A 17,563-nucleotide genomic window follows, 5' to 3' on the forward strand; every position below is an offset into this window, starting at 1 on the left:
GCGAGGCGACGGGCCCGAAAATATATCTCATTTTTGCTCCATGATTTGATTTGCGGGAGTTTGCTTGCGCGCAGAATTTTACTTTAAATTGCGCTTTAAATTTTGCTTCCGCACGCCGAAATTCAGCACTGCTTTTATGTGAAATTTCACTTCCGCGCTCCGCCCCGCTACGGCGAAATTTTAAGCTTAGAGCTTTAAATTTATCCTTAAATTTAGGGCGTGCGAGTTATAAATTTAAAGCGCGGGCTAAATTTAAACTCGCGAGCTCGCGGTATTTTACGCCGCCGCATATATAGCGCGTAAAATTTTAAGCCTCGCTCGGCGTAAAAGCGACGTAAAATTTCAAATTTCGGCTAAATTTTAAAATTTAGCGATACCGCCGCGCAAAACGGCGTAGAATTTTAAAATTTTAGAGCTTTGCGTTCCGCGAGCTGTTTTGACGACGTGAAAGCGGCGCAAAATTTAAAATTTATGGGCAGCGGAAAAATCGCGCGGAAGCAAAACAAGCGACACAAGCGAGCAAAATTTTAAACTACGGCTCTATGAAATTTCACAGCGGCGCGCTGCAAGCGGGCTCTCGTAAAATCAGGTTTTAGCGCGCGCTTAGCTCGTGCACCAGATCCACCAGATATTTGGCGTTTTGCACGCTTACGTCGGGCAAAATTCCATGGCCTAGATTAAAGATATGAGCCGCACCCTTCATCGCTGCTAAAATCTCGCGCACGCCCGTTTCTATCGCGCCGCGATCGTATAGCCGCATCGGCTCCAGGTTGCCCTGAAGCGCAAATTTGCCCCCGAGCTGCTCGCGCGCAAGCCCGATCGGAGTGCTCCAATCCACACCCCATACGTCAAAGCTCGCCGCGCCGCGCCGCGCCGCAATACTGCTCAGCCGCGACATCTGCGCGCCCGTGCCCTTGGCAAAGACGATGAGCGGGATATGCGAGAATTTCGCCTTTAAAAATTCCGTGATTTCCAAGATGTATCGCCAGCCGAACTCCTCATACGCGCTCGGCTCCAGCGCGCCCGCCCAGCTATCGAATATCTGCACCGCATCGACGCCCGAGCCGATCTGACGCGCCAGATAAAGCTTCGTCGCCTCCGTAACTAGGCGCAAAATTTCATGCAGAAGCTGCGGATTTTCGTAAAGCATCCTTTTGCAAACGGCGTAATTTTTACTGCCGCCGCCCTCGATCATATAGGTAGCGATCGTCCACGGCGCGCCGCAAAAGCCGATAAGCGCTTTGTCCGCGGCAAGGCGAGAGCGAGTAAGCGAGATCGTATCATAAACGTATCCAAGCTCCGCCGCGGCCTTTTGCGGATCAAGGCGTGCCAGATCGCCTCGGGAGCGGATCGGATTGCTAAAGTGCGGCCCTTCGCCCGCTTCGAAGCGCAGATCCATACCCATCTGCATCGGCACGACCAAAATATCGCTAAATAAAATCGCCGCATCAACGCCCAAAATCTCCACGGGCTGGATCGTCACCTCGCTAGCGGCGCGATAGTCGCGGCACAGGCTCAAAAAATCGCCCGCCCTCTCGCGCACCGCCATGTATTGCGGCAGGTAGCGCCCCGCCTGGCGCATCATCCAAATGGGCGTGTATGGGGTCTCTTTGCCGAAGCATGCGTCGATGAAAACCATTTTTATCCTTTAAATTTACTCAAAATATACAAAGCCAAACAAACCGCAAAGATAGCCCCTGCTAGCAAAATCATATCCAAAGGGGTAGTAAAATCGGTGTGCAAAATTCGCTTGAAAAAATCCACTACCAGCACCATTATGATGACGCTACCGAGTTTGTGCTTCAGCTCATCCAGCGAGGCGATCTTTAAAACTTGTAAATTTAGATCCACAAACTCGTCAATAAACAGCTCATAAATTCCAAATACGAAGATTAGCAGCACTATAGCGACCAGATACAGATCGATCGCCGTTATTATCTCGCTTAAAATATCGACGTAAAGCGCTCCCTCTCTCTGCGAGGCTAGGAAAAATTCTACGATTTTATAGAGCGCCGAACAGATTTCGTAGCTTGCCATCACAAATATCGCTGCGCCTGCCGCGATGCAAAAAAGTACCGGCAGGAGGGTTAAAAATTTGCTGCAAAGTAAAAATTTTTCAAATAGAGTTTTCATTTCTTCCTTAAATTTTAATCTGAGATTAGCCGCTCCGCAAACGGACGTATAAATTTAAAAGCCGCTCCATGCCGAAGCGTTCGTTTAAATTTACGCTCGTTTGCAATCGCATAAATTTACCCCATTTAATCGCGCCTATTTGAGTCTTTAAAATTTTGCGCCAGGTTAAAGGCGCAAAATTTCAGCTCGCGGCGTTAAATTTTAACTAAGTTGATTTGCAAATTTATTCGCGCGGCCTCGGCGCCGAAATCACGCACGCGACCGTATCCGCGCGCAAAGCGGCAGCTTCGCTAAATTTATCCTACTTGTCTTGCTGCATATCGATCCAGCGAAGCGCGATGCGCACGGCGTTTGTAGCCGCTCCGACGCGGATCTGATCGGCGCTGCACCAAAGATGCAAAATTTTATCGTCGAAATTGTCCCTGCGAAGCCTGCCGACGTAGGTTTCGTTCGTGTCGCTCGAAAGCAGCGGCATCGGATATTCGTTTTTGCTCGGATCGTCTACAAGCACGATGCTAGGCGCGTTTCTTAAAATTTCACGCACGCGGCTAATCTCGAAATCCTTTTTAAATTTTATCGTGATCGCCTCGCTGTGGCTGCGAAGTACCGGCACGCGCACGCAAGTAGCCGAAACGGCGAAGTTTTTATGCAAAATTTTCCGCGTTTCGTTCACCATCTTCATCTCTTCTTTGGTGTAGTCGTTGTCCAAAAATACATCGATGTGCGGGATGACATTCATCGCGATCTGATGCGGGAAAACCTTCGGCTCGCACTCATCAAGCTTAAAAGCGAAAAACTGCTGCAGTTGCCCTACAAGCTCGCTCATACCCTCTTTACCTGCACCGCTTGTCGCCTGGTAGGTGCTTACGTCCACGCGCTCTATTTCAAACGCGTCATCAAGCGGCTTTAAAATTTGAACCATCTGGATAGTTGAGCAGTTCGGATTAGCAATGATGCCTGTCTCTTCCCATAGCTTTATATCCTGAGGATTACACTCGGGCACTACGAGCGGGACATTTTCTTGCATGCGAAAGTGGCTCGTGTTGTCGATCACCACCGCGCCGCTTGCCGCCGCAAATGGCACGTAATGCGCCGAAATGGAGCCGCCCGCGCTAAAAAACGCGATGTCGATCTCGTTTTCGTCGAAGGTGCTGTCCGTTAGCTCCCTCACGACGTATTCTTTGCCGCGAAATTCCACCTTCTCGCCCGCGCTCTTTGCGCTTGCAAGCGGCAGTATGTCCTTTACGGGGAAGTTCATCTCGTCTAAGACGCGTAAAATCTCCTCGCCTACGGCGCCGGTAGCGCCTACGATGGCGATATTGTAACTACTCATCCTCTCCTCCTTTTAAAATTTCATCGCTAGGGCCGTCGCTCTGCGAATCTTTGCTATCTAAATTTGAATTTAATAAATTTTCATCCTGCGCAAGCTCGTCCGTTTCGCCCTCGTCGCCCTCCTCGGCTTTCGGGCAGGTCGCGATGCTCACGACGTCGTCGCCCTCGACATTTACGACGATGACGCCGCTGGTGTTACGGCCCGCTTTGCGGATGCTTTGCATATCTACGCGGATCATCTTGCCGCTCGTAGTAAGCGCCATAAGATCCATCTCCTCATCGACCATCACGACGCCGATGAGCTCGCCCGTGCGGTTGGTGAGCTTCATGCAGATGACGCCCTTGCCGCCGCGGTTTGTGAGGCGATACTCGCTCGCGGTCGTGCGCTTGCCGATACCCTTTTGGCTCACGCTTAAAATTTCTTGCATATCGCTTAGAATAAACGCGGCGCCGATAACCTCGTCGCCTTTTTCTTTAAATTTAATACCCTTTACGCCGCGAGCGATGCGCCCCATCTGGCGAATTTTATTTAGATTAAATTTAAGGCACATTCCCTTTTTCGTAGCGATGAAGAGCATATTTTCGTTAGCGCTTTGCGGCTCGCCATCTTGAGCGCCCTCGCCTTGCGAAATTTCATCTGAAATTTCATCCGCGCTTCCCTCCAAAATATCCTGCTCGATCTGCTCTAAAACTTCCTCGGCTTCGCCGCCGTCCAGATCGTCGCCGCTTAGAGTGCCTCCTTTGTAGTTTTGCATCTCCTCGGCGCTGTTTGGAGCGATAAGCGCGGTCACTAGCGTATCGTCCTCATCCAGGCTGATAGCACGGATTCCGAGTGAACGGATGTTTTTAAACTCGCTTAAATTCGTGCGTTTTACGATGCCGTTGCGAGTGAAAAATACGAGCGACTTGCTCGGATCAAAATCGGTCGTAGGGATGATCGCCATGATCTTTTCGTCCGCGCCGAGCTGGATTAAATTTACGACCGCCTTGCCCTTTGCGGTGCGCGAGCCTTCCGGAATTTTATAAACTTTGAGCCAGTAAAGCTGCCCGCGGTCGGTGATAAACATAAGCGTATCGTGGGTGTTGGACGTAAAAAAGCTCTCGATGAAGTCATCATCGTATGTCGTGACCGCCACGCGCCCCTTGCCGCCGCGCTTTTGCTTCTCGTAAGTCTTGCTAGGCACGCGCTTAATGTAGCCGCGGTGAGTGATCGTAACGACCATATTTTCATTCGCGATTAAATCTTCTATGTCGATATCCTCGTAGTCATCGACGATTTCGGTGATGCGCGGGCATTTAAATTTATCCTTGATCTCCAAAAGCTCATCTTTGATGATCCCCTCAATCAGCTCCTCGCTCTTTAGGATCGCATCAAGTCGCTTTATCTCGGCTAAAATTTCCTTTAGCTCCTCCTCGATCTTTTCGCGCTCAAGTCCCGTTAGGCGGCTTAGCCTCATATCTAAAATCGCGCCCGATTGCGCCTCGCTAAGGCCGAATCTGCTCATTAAATTTTCGCGCGCGACGTTTGTATCGGCGGAGTTTCTAATCACGTCGATCACTTCGTCGATATTATCTAGCGCGATCTTTAAGCCCTCTAAGATGTGCGCTCTAGCACGGGCTTTTTGAAGCTCAAAAATTGTGCGGCGGATGATGACGGTTTTTCTGTGGTTCAAAAACAGCTTCAAAAGCTCTATCAGCGTGAAAATCTTCGGTTCCTTGCCGTCGATTGCGAGCATTATCACGCCGAAGGTCGCCTCCATCGTGGTTTGCTTAAATAGATTATTCAGCACGATCTCGCTCATCGCGTCGCGCTTAAGCTCGATTACCACGCGAATTCCGTCGCGATCGCTCTCGTCGCGCACCTCGGAGATGCCCTCGATCTGCTTTTCTTTTACGAGATCTGCGATCTGCTCGATCAGGCGCGCTTTATTGGTCTGATACGGCAGCTCGTCGATTACGATGACGTCTTTACTAGCCTTTTTTTCGATATGGGTTTTAGCGCGAATTTTAACGCGCCCTCTGCCCGTTTTATACGCCTCGATAATCCCTTTTTTGCCGTAGATTATGCCGCCGGTCGGAAAATCGGGACCCTTGATCTCGCCCATGATCTCCTCTAAGCTTGCGTTTTTATTCTCAAGCAGTATCAAAAGACCGCCCACAAGCTCATCTAGGCTGTGCGGCGGGATATTCGTCGCCATTCCCACGGCGATTCCGCTCGAGCCGTTAAGCAGCAAATTCGGCACGCGCGCAGGCAATACGTCGGGCTCATTTAGGCTCTCATCGTAGTTCGGTACGAAATCGACCGTCTCTTTATCCAGGTCTTTTAAAAGCTCCTCGGCTAGCGGCGTCATACGCGCTTCGGTATACCTCATCGCCGCCGCGCCGTCGCCGTCAATCGATCCGAAGTTACCCTGCCCGTCCACGGAAGGAATTCTCATCGAAAAGCTCTGCGCCATTCGCACGAGCGCGTTGTAAACGGCGGTATCTCCGTGCGGATGGTATTTACCAATGACGTCGCCTACGATACGAGCGGATTTTTTGTATGGCTGGCGAGAGCCCACGCCAAGATCGTTCATCGCATATAAAATTCGCCTATGCACAGGCTTTAGGCCGTCTCTGGCGTCCGGTAGCGCACGACCGATGATAACGCTCATCGAGTAATCAAGATAGCTCGTCTTGATCGATTCCTCGACGTCGATATCGATGATCTCTTGATTTTCAAAAATATTTTCTTGCATAAAAATCCTTTTAAAATTTAACGAGCGATTATAGCGAATTATTCTTTTGCATTAGCTAAAACCAAGCCGCACACGGGCATAAAGCCGCCATCGATCAAGCTCTCGCGCGCTTGCAGCATGCTAAGGCCCGAGGTGATGATGTCATCTACCAGGATCACGGGGAATTGCGGCGGGGTTAAAATTTTAAAATTTCGCTTGTGCTTTAGGCGAAATTCCAGACTCTGCCCCGTGTATTTGACGCGGTTTTGCGCGCGCAGGCAGTGAAATTTAGGCCCCACAAGCTCGCTTTTTAGTGCGCGGGCTAAGATCGCCGTGTGTGAATAGCCACTGCGTGCGTCATCATCTAGCGGCACGGCGTTAAATTTAAAAACCCCGTTCGTTTTAAACGCTTCGTAGTTTTGCGGATTTGCTGAAATTTCGCGCTGCAGATGAAGCGGGAATTTTGCTAAGCTTAAAGAGGCTATGCGCGCAAGCACCGCAGCGCCGTATTCGTGATGTTTAGAAAGTATAAGCTCTCGAATTTCGGAGTAGCCATAGTAGTAAAAAACGCTAAAGCCCTCCACCTGCCGCATACTTAGGTGGCATTCGGCTAAATTTGCGGCGCAGGCGGCGCAGATCGTGCGCAGGCTAAACGCGCCGCAATTTACGCAGCGCATCTAAAGCGTCAAGATGATTTGATCGGCGGATTTTTTGACGATGTCGCCAAGCAAGCTTTGCACAAAAGGATTAAGCGATCTAGCCGTGCGAAGCGCGGTAAATTGGCTCTGATCCTGCGAAACGCGCTTGGTCGTAGTTTTGTTGCCCTGCACGATAGAGATCGCGATCTCGCCTCTTGCGCTCATATTTTCTTTCGAGTAGCCGTTGATCGCCGCCGAGATGCTTCTAATATTTACGGTTACGATATTCGGGCTTGCCGGATCGATCCTTACGCCACGAGCCTCAAGCTCCGCGCGCAAAGCCTTGTCGAACCACGCCGAGAGATTATTTTTTAAAAGCACCTCATCGACGAGTTTGCCGTCGTTGTCGTTTATAACGGCGATTACCATCTGATTTTCGCGCTGATCGTTGATCGCGTTGATATTTACCGACTTGCCGCTTACGGTCTGATCGGCCTTAGAAAGATACGGATTTAGGCTAATGACGCTGCTGGTTTGCGAGCAGGCGACAAAAAATAGCGCGAATACGCCGATTAAAAATTTTTTCATTTTTATCCTTTTTCTGAAATTCGGGCGCATTGTAGCACTAAATTTAAAATTTATAGATTTTTTTGTATCATTGCGGGATCAAAGGAGAAATTTTGCAAGCACTCGCTTTAAAATACAGACCCAAAAGCTTCGAGCAGCTCATCGGTCAAGACGCCGTCGCCAAAAGCCTCGCGCACGCGCTGGATTCGGGCAGACTGAGCCACGCATATCTTTTCAGCGGACTTCGCGGCAGCGGCAAAACCTCGACGGCTAGGATTTTTGCCAAAGCGCTTTTATGCGATAAAGGCCCTACCGGCAAGCCGTGCGAGATCTGCGATAACTGCGTAATGGCAAACGAGGGACGCCACATCGACATCATCGAGATGGACGCCGCCAGCCATCGCAAGATCGACGATATCCGCGAGCTCATCGAGCAGACGAAGTATCATCCCGCAAGCGCGCGCTTTAAAATTTTCATCATCGACGAGGTGCATATGCTCACCAAAGAGGCCTCCAATGCGCTTTTAAAAACGCTTGAGGAGCCGCCTAGCTACGTAAAATTTATCCTTGCGACTACCGATCCGCTCAAGCTTCCCATCACGGTGCTATCGCGCACGCAGCACTTTCGCTTTAAGCCGATCGCCAAAAGCGCCGTCGTGGCGCACCTCACGCAAATTTTAAAAACCGAAAACATCGCTTACGAAGAGGGCGCGCTCGAAATTCTAGCACGCAGCGGCTCGGGCTCGCTACGAGATACGCTCACGCTCCTTGATCAGGCGATTATCTTTAGCCGCGAAGGCATCACGCAGCGCGCGATCGCCGATATGTTGGGCTTGCTCGATCCTGCTAAAATAGGCGAAATTTTAGACGTCGTGCTGCGCCAAGACCGTGCGGGCGCGATCGAGATCATCAAAGAGGTCGAAAACTACAACGCCGAGACGATAATCGACGAGATGATCGCAAATTTAAAGGATAAATTCCTGCGCCGCGACGCGAAATTTAGCCTGCTGATGTATGAGCGGTTTTTCCGCATTTTAGCGGGCGCTAAGAGCATGCTCGCCATCAGCCCGGACAACACTTACGCGATCTCTATGATGATTTTTATGATGATGGAGGCGGTCAATCTGCGCGAGATCGACGAGCTGATCGAGGTCGGCAGATCCCTGGATCAAGGCGAGGGCTATGCTTCCGCTTCGGCGCCTAATTTAAACGCGCAAAGCTCCGCGCCGAATTTTAGGTCAAATTTCAACCAAAGCGCGGCATTTGCGCCAAATAGTGAGCCGGACGGCGCGGCTTTTGCACCGAGCGACCAGAGTAGCGCGACAAGCGGCGTGCCTAGCTTTACGGCAAGCGCAAAACGTCCCGCAAGCCCTGCGCAAAACTTCGGTGCGGCAAAACAAAGCCCTGACGCAAGCAGTGAGATCAAACCGGGCGCAACGGCGCAGGCTCAAAATTCTAGCTCTTCCGTCAAAACGGGCGCTCAAAATGAAATTTACGAGAATTTTTTAGCCAAAATTTACGACCGCGATTATGATCTGGGCGAGAAATTTAGCAAGTGCGTGGAATTTTTAAAGTTCGAGCGCGGCACGCTGTATCTGCTCTCGCGCGCGCAGGGGCAGGACAGAGAGTACCTGCGCAAGGGCTCGCGAGCGATAAATAGCGTGCTAAAATCGCTCTTCGGCGAGAGCGCGTCCATCAAGATCGAGCAGGGCGCGCCGCAGAAGCAAGAAAATTTTGCGCCGAGCGGCGCGGAAAACTCCGCCCCAAGCAGCAAAGATAGCGCAGCAAAGGACGCTGCAAGTAGCGCAGAAAAACCGCTTGAAAATTCTAGCGCCACGACAAGCGGCGCGCAAAATTCCGACTCGGGCGCAAGCAAGACCGCAAACTCCAAGCAAAATGAAATTTCAAACAGCGGCGAAAATTCCGAAGAAAATTCCGTGCCGAAAGAGGCAAAACCGCAAAAAAACGGCGCTAGCGGCGAGGGCGAAAAACAGCCGCCCAAGGACGATCTGTTAAGATCCACCGATCCGCAAAACTACGCCGCAAAGCCCCGCGATACGAGTAAGAGCGTACGCGCCGCCAAGGCAGGTCTCGCCGAGCTCGCAAACGGCGCACAGGACGGCAAGGAAATTTTGATCTCCGAGATGAATAGACTATTCGGCGAGCCCACCAAAATCACGGAATAGCGCTCGCTGCGGATAAATTTACGCCGCGCCGCGCGATTTTAAATTTGAGCATGCCAAAACGATATAGAAATTTACGCGGCGAAGCAAGCCTGCGCGATTTTAAAATTTAAACGGCAAAGGCGGTGTCTAAATTTACGCGATAGACCAAAACTGCGCGATAAATTTTAAAATTTTGCGGCGCGCGATCGAGCTCTAAAAAGCAAGCTTTAAATTTGATCGTCAAAGCGAGCTTTAAATTTTCACCAAAGCAAAGCAGGCTTCAAATTTAACCGCGCTGGCGATCCAAAATTCATACGCCGCGGCAGTCTAAATTTAGCGCACCGCAATTATCCGCGCAGTCTGTCCCATGCGAGCTCAAAATTTAAATTTAAACGCACTCTCCGCAGTTCAAAAATAAAATTTGCGCGTTTGCATAGCGAATATAAAATTCCGCGCTCATCCGCACCCTGCCCTCCGTGATACGACTTTAGCTGTACCGTGCTCCCGCCTGATGCGCTCTCTCAGACTTTCATCAAACTTTACGATACGGTTTTGCCCGCAATCTGCGCGGCTGCTCGTACAAAAACGCGGGCGCCGATCGCTCGCGGGCGCCGTAAGTCAAAGCCGAATTTCGCCAAAAGTAAAGCCGCGGCGAGCCGAGGCGCCCTGAAATTTTAAAAATTTATCTCACAAACGTGCGGCGGTCCGCGATGCTCGCTTATGAATTTTACGCGAACGCGGCGGGCGAATTAGCTAAAATTTAGCGCTTTTGGTGTAGAATTAGAGCAAATTTCAATCCAAAGGTCATCAAAATGCGCGGATATAAAATTTTCTCCGGCACCGCAAATCCCGAATTTGCCAAAAAAATCTCCAAATATCTCTCGCTGCCGCTTAGCGAGTGCGCGATCAAAACCTTCAGCGACGGCGAAATCAGCGTCCAGATCGGCGAGAGCGTGCGCGGCAAGGACGTCTTCGTCATTCAACCGACCTGCGCGCCCGCAAACTCCAATCTGATGGAGCTTCTGATCCTAACCGACGCACTGAAGCGCTCCAGCGCGAACTCGATCACGGCGGTCGTGCCCTACTTCGGCTACGCTCGCCAAGACCGCAAGGCAGCCCCGCGCGTACCGATCAGCGCGAAGCTCGTGGCGAATATGATGCAGACGGCAGGCATCGACCGCGTCGTCACGATGGATCTGCACGCGGGGCAGATACAGGGCTTTTTCGACGTGCCGGTCGATAACCTCTACGGCTCGCTGATATTTTTGGACTACCTGAAAGAGAAAAATTTAAAAAATCCGATCATCGCTAGCCCCGATGTTGGCGGCGTCGCGCGCGCCAGAAGCTTCGCCAAAAAGCTCTCGCTCGATCTGGTGATCGTCGATAAGCGCCGCGAGGAGGCGAACAAAAGCGAAGTGATGAATATCATCGGCGACGTCGCGGGCAAGGACGTGATCCTAATCGACGATATGATCGATACTGCGGGCACCATCGTCAAGGCCGCGGGCGCGTTTAAGGAACAGGGCGCAAAGAGCGTCAGCGCGTTTTGCACGCACGCCGTGCTAAGCGGCCCGGCATACGAGCGCATCGAAAGCGGCGCGTTAGACGGCCTCGTCGTGACCGACACGATCCCGCTAAAGCAGGAGAGCGACCGCATCAAGGTAATCAGCGTCGCTCCGCTTTTCGGCGAGGTCATCAGGCGCGTATATCACGACGAGAGCGTAAATAGCTTATTCAAATAAAATTTTAAAATTTAAAGCGTTGTGCGGTTTGTTTTAGACAGCCGCAGGAATGCGAACAATAGGCATCTTATAATAAAAGATCGCGGCTCAGCCGCAAGTCAAGCGCTTATGCCTGTGAGCTCTAAATTTACAGCATTTGAGCTCGCTGCGATTTAACTATCGGGAATTTAACTACGGCGCAAAATTTAGCTTCTAGGCGGCAAATTTAACTCTGCGCGACATTTACTCCACGCGGCGGAAAATTTAACTCTATTTCATACTTTTATTTGCTATTCAATATATAATGTATTTACTCCGCGCGGCGGAAAAATTTAACTGCAATCGCAGAGCAAATTTACCGCACCAACCGCTGCAAGTCGCATTTTAATCCGCCATGTTAACTCCGAAAAACTGCGTTTTAAATTTGCCGTAAAATTTTCTGCATATTTGATGAGATCGCACAGCGCCGCTACGCTTTAAATTTATAATAATTTGCCGCGCATTCGCGTCTGTATATGCAGCTGCGCTTCTGCAAAACTCGCATCCGCTAAATCATGCAAACCTCGTTTTTAAATTTCGCCGCGAAATCCGCAGCACGCGCCGGCAAGAATGCACCCGCCGATCGCGTTTAATTTTAGCGCCGAAATTCTTTATATTTTAGAGTATTGTAAGACTCAAAATGCCGCGCTTATCTAGCGCTCGCAGCTTCATTGGCGACGGGCTATCGATATATCGGTAGCCCTCAAGCAATTCTCTTCTTTAAATTTTACCACTCAAGCTCGCAGCGATTTTTTAAAATCCCGCGATTTAAAAGCCAGCAAGGCGTCAAAATCATTTATAATTTAGTCAAATGCGGCATCGGGCACGTGCGTTGCGCCCAAGCTGGCCGCTAAAATTTCTTTATAATCTCCATCAAATGCTTGACAAGAGCCGTAATTGCGGCATTTTCATAGCTATCGTCTGTATTTTGCAACGCTATGGTTTTCATATTGCCGAAAAATCCCGGATCGTAATGCTCGATGTCATTTTGCACGTAGCTTCTTAAAATTTGGCCGTTTCTTACTAGTTTAACCTCATAGATAAACTCTATGCCACCGATTCTATCGCTAGGAAACGGAGTAGCTTCACCAGTAAAGCCCCTGTGGTGCTTTATTGTAATTTTAAGCTCATCGGTAGAGTTTTGATCCAGCAGGTTCGCCTCTTTTAGCGCCGCTAAAAGCTGCTCGTTGTACTTTTTCTCGACCGCTTCCGGCGGTTGATAGACAAATTTTTTCGGATTATGGTTTTGGATGTGGTAGTAGGTAATGCCCTTGAATTTATACGCGCTTGCGATCGGTACTTTCGGCTGAGACTGCCCACAACCGATAAAAAATAGCGCCGCAAAAAGCAAAGCAAAAATTTTTTTCATTTTTTCTCCTTTAAAATTTTGTGCAATTATACAAAAACGGGGTTTAGCCCGGGCTAAATTTACGATCTTTCGGCGCCTACGCACGTCGAATTTTTTATAAATTTGAGCGAAAGCGCAAAAATTTTAAGCGTAGCTAGACGGCCAAATTTCAAATCCTTTAAATTTGAAACCAGCTTAAATTTCAAAGCCTATTCAAATTTAAAATTTAATCCGAATTTGATCTGAAATTTTATAAAATTCCACCGTTTTAAACGGGCTTTAAAAGCGCGCGCAAGCTGTTTTGAAACCCTGAAATAAAGGAAGCTAATGCCTACTTTTACTACCAAAGACTACAAAGCCGCCCTTCGCAGCCGCGGCTCACGAACCACGAGCGCAGGCGGATTTAGCGTCAAAAACGACAATTCCTTCATCGTGATCTTCTCCGTTACGATGATGGCTTTTATATTTTTTTACGGCATGTCGGCAGGTCTCGATTTAGATAAAATTTTTTTAGGAAACGGTCACGGACGCGGTGGAGGCGGGATTTTAGGGCTTTTGATCGCCGGCGTAGCTTGGTATCAAGGGCGCGACGGCGGCGGGCTGTTTAAATTTAACGACCACGCGATTACCTTCGTTTCAAACGAGCGCAAGAGCGAAATTCTACTCTTTAACATCGACTACGTTAGGCTCACTCCAGGCTTTTTGCGCACCTGCACCGGCTACACGGCGCTTAGCCACTCCCGCTACGTAAAACACGAGCGACTCTTTAAATTCGGGATCGGATCGATGATCGTGCTATGGCTAGTGGGTATCGCCATGAGCGAGCGCGTGGGAATGGCGTTCGTGATAATGGTCGTGGGCGTCGTGGCCTTTTTCTTTGCCAAGGCGCTCTCGTCATGGCGGCTAAACGGCGACTTTCACGATATCTTGCTGCGCGACACCGTGCTGATCCGCGGTAAGGATCTGAACGACTGCGTGCTGTGGTTTGCGATCACGCCCGGTCGCAACGACCGCCGCAGGCTGCGCGCCTACTTCAAAGAGCATCTTGATTTCGACATCGACGGCAGTTGATTTTGGTTTAAAATTTAAAGGCTTGGGCGCGGATAAAGCAGTAGAATTTCACAACGCAAAATTTAAGGCAAAATTTCACACATCAGAATTCCGCGATGCAAATTCTACCCAACAAAATTTCAAGACGCAAAATTCTACGATATAAAATTTGCAGGGCAAAATTTCGCGGCGTAAATTTCAAAGCCCCCGAATGCACGGCGCGAGATTTGCGGCTCTATACGGCAAACTTCACCTCGCTTAGCCGCCCCAAATTATCAAACGAAAAGAGCGCATCATTTTTAAAATTTGCTACGATCTTGCCCGCCGCTTCGCTAAATTTCGTGTCGTTTCTAAGCAAAAGCGCCCCCGATAAAACGGCGTGATTTAGCTGAAACGCGCCTATGTAATCGGCGCGCCAAAGAGATGAGCTCGCTTGCGTCCATACCGGGCTTGCTCGTACCATCTGGCGCCACGCACTCGCCTGCCTCAAAAGCTACAAACACCGCTCCGCCGGCGTGCGGGCAGCGGTAGTAGATTGCGGGCTCCTGCGATAGCCCGCACGCGATCGCGCTTGGAGCATGCCCGTTTATCTCTTCACTTAGTGCAAGCTTAGGCGTGCCAAGCTCCGCTAGCCCGTGCCGCAAGTCAAAATCGCGCACATCTCGCACAAGGGCAAGCAGCCGCTCATCGAGGCGATTTATGTTCTCGTACCCCCACAGCCACGTCCGGCTGCCGCGCGCTTCGCTACCGATATACCAAATGGCGCGCGGCGCATCATCGCCGAAACTGATCTTGCCGCGCTCAAAATCCACAGAGCGGCGCCTGCCCTTTACGATCAGCTTCAGCCCGCCTCTTGCATCACTACGCCGCGGCCCAAACATGCCGAAAACAGATCAGTAAAGCTGCTGCTATCCACGCCTAAGCGGTCTAAAAATTTCATTTTTACTCCTTTTGCCGCGCCGATAAATTTAGCGCTTTTGCGGGATTCCCCGCTTCGCCTTCTTATACGCCGTGCACGCCGTTTCGCTATAAAACACTCGCGCTATGGAATTTCATGCGGCGCGCAGTAAAATTTAATCAAATTTTATAAATCCGCAGCAGATAAAATTTCATAGCGGACGCCGCCCGGATAAAATTTTGCAGAAGACGACGGGCACGGCGAGTACAACTGCAGGAGATGACGGACGCGACCACAATGGTCGGCAGACTGCAAAAATTTAAACCGCTCGCGGGATGTTAAATTTGAAAGATGAAATTTTAGCCTAACGGCGAGCAGCAGAATTCTACGACCGAGCAGTGAACGCTAGAGCTTTAAGCGGCGCAAAACCGGCGCACAGCAGCAAATGTATCAGCCCAGGCAGCGAGCGATAGTTAAAGCCGTGCGGTCATAAAAATTTAAATCGCCTCTTAAGATCGTGAAATTTAAAGACGAAATTTCATACCGAACGACGAGCCGCTAAATTTAAGCCGCCCGAGCGATCGTCAAAATTTAAAAGCGGATTTTACGGCCACGCGGCAAAAGATGAAATTTGGACTATCCGCGTAAGTATAAAATTTAATCGATCTTCAGCACGCTCAAAAACGCCTCACTCGGCAGATTTACCTTGCCGATCGCCTTCATGCGCTTCTTGCCCTCTTTTTGCTTCTCGAGCAGCTTGCGCTTGCGCGTGATGTCGCCGCCGTAGCACTTGGCGGTCACGTTTTTGCCCATGGCGCGGACGTTTTCGCGAGCGATGATCTTGTTGCCGATGCTTGCTTGAATCGCGACTTCAAAAAGCTGCCGCGGCACGATCTCCTTCATCGCTTTGACGAGATTGCGCCCCTTGGATTCGGCCTTTGAGGCGGGCACGATGATCGAGAGCGCATCGACCGCTTCGCCCGCGACGCGGATGTCGAGCTTAACTAGATCGCCGCGCCTGTAATCGATCGGCTCATAATCAAAGCTCGCATAACCCTTGGTGCAGGACTTGAGCTTGTCGTAAAAGTCCATTATGATCTCGTTTGTCGGCACGTCGTATTCGAGCAGGACGCGCTCCGGCGTGATGTAGTCCATCTTGGTTTGGACGCCGCGGCGCAAATTTAAAAGGCTGATGAGATTGCCTAAAAACTCGCTAGGGGTGATGATGGTCGCCCTGACGTAGGGCTCCTCGATGCGCTCGATGAAATTTGGCGCCGGAAGCTCGCTGGGGCTGTGTATCCGCACGCACGAGCCGTCCGTGAGATACACGGCGTATGTGACGGTCGGCGCCGTGGCGATGAGATCGAGATCAAACTCGCGCTCGAGCCGCTCCTTCACGACCTCCATATGCAGTAGCCCCAAAAACCCGACGCGAAAGCCAAATCCTAGCGCGAGCGACGTCTCGGGCTCGTAGCTAAGCGAGCTATCGTTTAAGCTGAGCTTGTCCAAAGCGTCGCGCAGATCTTCAAATTTATCGGTCTGCACGGGATAGATGCCCGCAAACACGAAGGGCTTTGCCTTCTCAAATCCGCCCACCGGCTCGGCGGCGCGTTTTTTAAAAAGTGTGATCGTATCGCCCACCTGCACGTCGGCGACGTTTTTTAGCCCCATCACGACGATGCCCACTTCGCCGCTGCTAAGCTCGCGGGTTTTGGCAGGCGCGAGCGGGTTGGGATACATCAGATCAAGCACCTCGTGGCGGTTCTCGCTACCCATGATATAGACCTCGTCGCCCTTTTTCAGCACGCCGTCGTAGAGTCTCGCAAGCGCGAGCGCGCCTAGGTAGTTATCGAACCAGCTGTCGTAGATAAGCGCCTTAAGCGGCGCAGCGTCGTCCGTTTTGGGCGCGGGGATGCGAGTGATTATCGCCTCTAAAAGCTCCTTGATACCCGCACCCGTTTTGGCGCTGACCTCGATCGCGCTGCTGCAATCAAGCCCGATGACGTGCTCGATCTCCTCTTTTACGCGCTGCGGATCGGCGGCGGGCAGATCGATTTTGTTAAGTACGGGGATGATTTCAAGATTGTGCTGCAGCGCGATATAGACGTTTGCGATGGTCTGCGCCTGCACGCCCTGGCTCGCATCCACGACGAGGATCGCCCCCTCGCAGCTAGCCAGCGAGCGCGAGACCTCATAGCTAAAATCTACGTGGCCCGGAGTGTCGATTAAATTTAAAACGTATTTCTCTCCGCCAAGCTCATACTCGAGCCGCACGGACTGCGCCTTGATCGTGATGCCGCGCTCCTTTTCGATATCCATCGTATCCATGATCTGGCTGCTCATCTGGCGCGCCTCAACGGCGTTACACTCGCTAATCAGGCGGTCTGCGAGCGTGGATTTGCCGTGGTCGATATGCGCGATGATGCTGAAATTTCTGATATTTTTTGTTTTCAAGTGGCTTTCCTGATGAAATTTTATGCCGCATTGTGCCGAAATTTCATTTAAAAACGGGTAAATGAGCAGGTGGAATTTATAAAGCGGTTTTATACGGCAGATCTAGCCAGATTGGAATTTTACAAAACGAAATTTTAAAGGATAAGAGAAAATGCGGACGGCTTTGAGCAATAGAATTTTAAGTTTTATCAGTGGTGCGTTTGCCGCGATAGAATTTTAGGATGAGAGTTGGGAGCAGATTTTACTAATTGAATTTTGCGACTGCATTGAAATACAAAATCTCGCGCAATAAAAATTTACAATAAGCCTTGCATGATCACGCTACGCGAAACTTGCAATGCTGATGGCTGAGAATTTTAATAAACGGGAGGAGGATCGCCATATGAAATTTTATTTTGAAATTCTACTACGAAGGATTTGATACACAAAATTTTATGGCATTACAAGTATGCAAACTTCGGTAAGTAAAATTTTACCACCAACGTCTTACAGCAAAATTTC

At 50.3% G+C, this 17,563-nt stretch carries 14 protein-coding genes; 4 read left to right on the plus strand and 10 right to left on the minus strand.

The genetic code is table 11. The features are described from left to right. Positions 1 to 592: 592 nt before the first annotated feature. The 6 genes from hemE to Q0393_RS00635 all read right to left on the minus strand — a co-directional run bounded on the left by hemE (position 593) and on the right by Q0393_RS00635 (position 7,408). The gene (gene hemE, locus Q0393_RS00610) at positions 593 to 1,639 is read right to left on the minus strand and encodes a uroporphyrinogen decarboxylase (RefSeq protein WP_298977135.1); all 1,047 of its coding nucleotides are present in this window, start codon (positions 1,637 to 1,639) and stop codon (positions 593 to 595) included. Between the two features lie 2 nt (positions 1,640 to 1,641). Then, complete coding sequence (locus tag Q0393_RS00615; protein ID WP_298977137.1) at positions 1,642 to 2,133, minus strand: YqhA family protein; 492 nt, start codon at positions 2,131 to 2,133, stop codon at positions 1,642 to 1,644. Between the two features lie 301 nt (positions 2,134 to 2,434). Then, positions 2,435 to 3,466 (minus strand): aspartate-semialdehyde dehydrogenase, encoded by a 1,032-nt coding sequence (locus tag Q0393_RS00620; protein ID WP_298977139.1) that lies wholly within the window; start codon positions 3,464 to 3,466, stop codon positions 2,435 to 2,437. Beyond that, complete coding sequence (gene gyrA / locus Q0393_RS00625; protein WP_298977140.1) at positions 3,459 to 6,203, minus strand: DNA gyrase subunit A; 2,745 nt, start codon at positions 6,201 to 6,203, stop codon at positions 3,459 to 3,461. Before gyrA ends, Q0393_RS00620 begins: the two co-directional genes overlap by 8 nt. A 38-nt stretch (positions 6,204 to 6,241) precedes the next feature. Continuing rightward, a complete protein-coding gene (locus Q0393_RS00630) occupies positions 6,242 to 6,859 on the minus strand; it encodes a ComF family protein (protein ID WP_298977142.1) in 618 nt (205 codons plus the stop codon). Further along, positions 6,860 to 7,408 carry a YajG family lipoprotein gene (locus tag Q0393_RS00635; protein WP_297949356.1) on the minus strand — a complete coding sequence of 183 codons (549 nt, stop codon included), beginning with the start codon at positions 7,406 to 7,408 and terminating at the stop codon, positions 6,860 to 6,862. It abuts the gene before it with no gap. A 92-nt stretch (positions 7,409 to 7,500) separates the two neighbouring features. On the opposite strand from Q0393_RS00635, the gene Q0393_RS00640 reads away from it, so the two are divergent. Beyond that, the gene (locus Q0393_RS00640; protein ID WP_298977144.1) at positions 7,501 to 9,573 is read left to right on the plus strand and encodes a DNA polymerase III subunit gamma/tau; all 2,073 of its coding nucleotides are present in this window, start codon (positions 7,501 to 7,503) and stop codon (positions 9,571 to 9,573) included. A gap of 791 nt (positions 9,574 to 10,364) precedes the next feature. Further along, positions 10,365 to 11,294: a ribose-phosphate pyrophosphokinase gene (locus tag Q0393_RS00645; protein WP_005873085.1), complete on the plus strand. Its 930-nt coding sequence runs from the start codon at positions 10,365 to 10,367 to the stop codon at positions 11,292 to 11,294. 868 nt (positions 11,295 to 12,162) lie between these two features. On the opposite strand, the gene Q0393_RS00650 is transcribed toward Q0393_RS00645, so the two are convergent. Beyond that, positions 12,163 to 12,681 (minus strand): hypothetical protein, encoded by a 519-nt coding sequence (locus tag Q0393_RS00650; protein WP_298977145.1) that lies wholly within the window; start codon positions 12,679 to 12,681, stop codon positions 12,163 to 12,165. Between the two features lie 306 nt (positions 12,682 to 12,987). Between Q0393_RS00650 and Q0393_RS00655 the strand changes: the two genes are divergently transcribed. Further along, positions 12,988 to 13,731, plus strand: a complete 744-nt coding sequence (locus Q0393_RS00655) for a hypothetical protein (protein WP_298977147.1) — start codon at positions 12,988 to 12,990, stop codon at positions 13,729 to 13,731. Continuing rightward, entirely contained in the window at positions 13,706 to 13,876 is a 171-nt protein-coding gene (locus tag Q0393_RS00660; protein ID WP_298977149.1) for a hypothetical protein, read from the plus strand. The genes Q0393_RS00655 and Q0393_RS00660 overlap by 26 nt, the downstream gene beginning before the upstream one ends. Positions 13,877 to 13,945: 69 nt before the next feature. On the opposite strand, the gene Q0393_RS00665 is transcribed toward Q0393_RS00660, so the two are convergent. The 3 genes from Q0393_RS00665 to lepA form a co-directional block, all read right to left on the minus strand. Next, positions 13,946 to 14,068: a hypothetical protein gene (locus Q0393_RS00665; protein ID WP_298977151.1), complete on the minus strand. Its 123-nt coding sequence runs from the start codon at positions 14,066 to 14,068 to the stop codon at positions 13,946 to 13,948. Continuing rightward, on the minus strand, positions 14,061 to 14,591 hold the full coding sequence (locus tag Q0393_RS00670; protein ID WP_367179157.1) for a DUF6882 domain-containing protein: 531 nt from the start codon (positions 14,589 to 14,591) through the stop codon (positions 14,061 to 14,063). Before Q0393_RS00670 ends, Q0393_RS00665 begins: the two co-directional genes overlap by 8 nt. A gap of 674 nt (positions 14,592 to 15,265) precedes the next feature. After that, the gene (gene lepA, locus Q0393_RS00675) at positions 15,266 to 17,062 is read right to left on the minus strand and encodes a translation elongation factor 4 (RefSeq protein WP_298977154.1); all 1,797 of its coding nucleotides are present in this window, start codon (positions 17,060 to 17,062) and stop codon (positions 15,266 to 15,268) included. Between the last annotated feature and the right edge of the window lie 501 nt (positions 17,063 to 17,563).

The sequence above is a fragment of the uncultured Campylobacter sp. genome, from assembly GCF_938015785.1.
In the GTDB taxonomy this organism is placed as follows: Bacteria; Campylobacterota; Campylobacteria; order Campylobacterales; family Campylobacteraceae; genus Campylobacter_B.

What these genes read in the sequence shown, in the direction of transcription:
- gyrA (WP_298977140.1), bottom strand. Translation starts at nt 6,203, where the DNA reads ATGCAAGAAAATATTTTTGAAAATCAAGAGATCATCGATATCGACGTC.
- Q0393_RS00670 (WP_367179157.1), bottom strand. Translation starts at nt 14,591, where the DNA reads ATGTTTGGGCCGCGGCGTAGTGATGCAAGAGGCGGGCTGAAGCTGATC.
- Q0393_RS00615 (WP_298977137.1), bottom strand. Translation starts at nt 2,133, where the DNA reads ATGAAAACTCTATTTGAAAAATTTTTACTTTGCAGCAAATTTTTAACC.
- hemE (WP_298977135.1), bottom strand. Translation starts at nt 1,639, where the DNA reads ATGGTTTTCATCGACGCATGCTTCGGCAAAGAGACCCCATACACGCCC.
- Q0393_RS00620 (WP_298977139.1), bottom strand. Translation starts at nt 3,466, where the DNA reads ATGAGTAGTTACAATATCGCCATCGTAGGCGCTACCGGCGCCGTAGGC.
- Q0393_RS00635 (WP_297949356.1), bottom strand. Translation starts at nt 7,408, where the DNA reads ATGAAAAAATTTTTAATCGGCGTATTCGCGCTATTTTTTGTCGCCTGC.
- Q0393_RS00630 (WP_298977142.1), bottom strand. Translation starts at nt 6,859, where the DNA reads ATGCGCTGCGTAAATTGCGGCGCGTTTAGCCTGCGCACGATCTGCGCC.
- Q0393_RS00655 (WP_298977147.1), top strand. Translation starts at nt 12,988, where the DNA reads ATGCCTACTTTTACTACCAAAGACTACAAAGCCGCCCTTCGCAGCCGC.
- Q0393_RS00645 (WP_005873085.1), top strand. Translation starts at nt 10,365, where the DNA reads ATGCGCGGATATAAAATTTTCTCCGGCACCGCAAATCCCGAATTTGCC.
- Q0393_RS00650 (WP_298977145.1), bottom strand. Translation starts at nt 12,681, where the DNA reads ATGAAAAAAATTTTTGCTTTGCTTTTTGCGGCGCTATTTTTTATCGGT.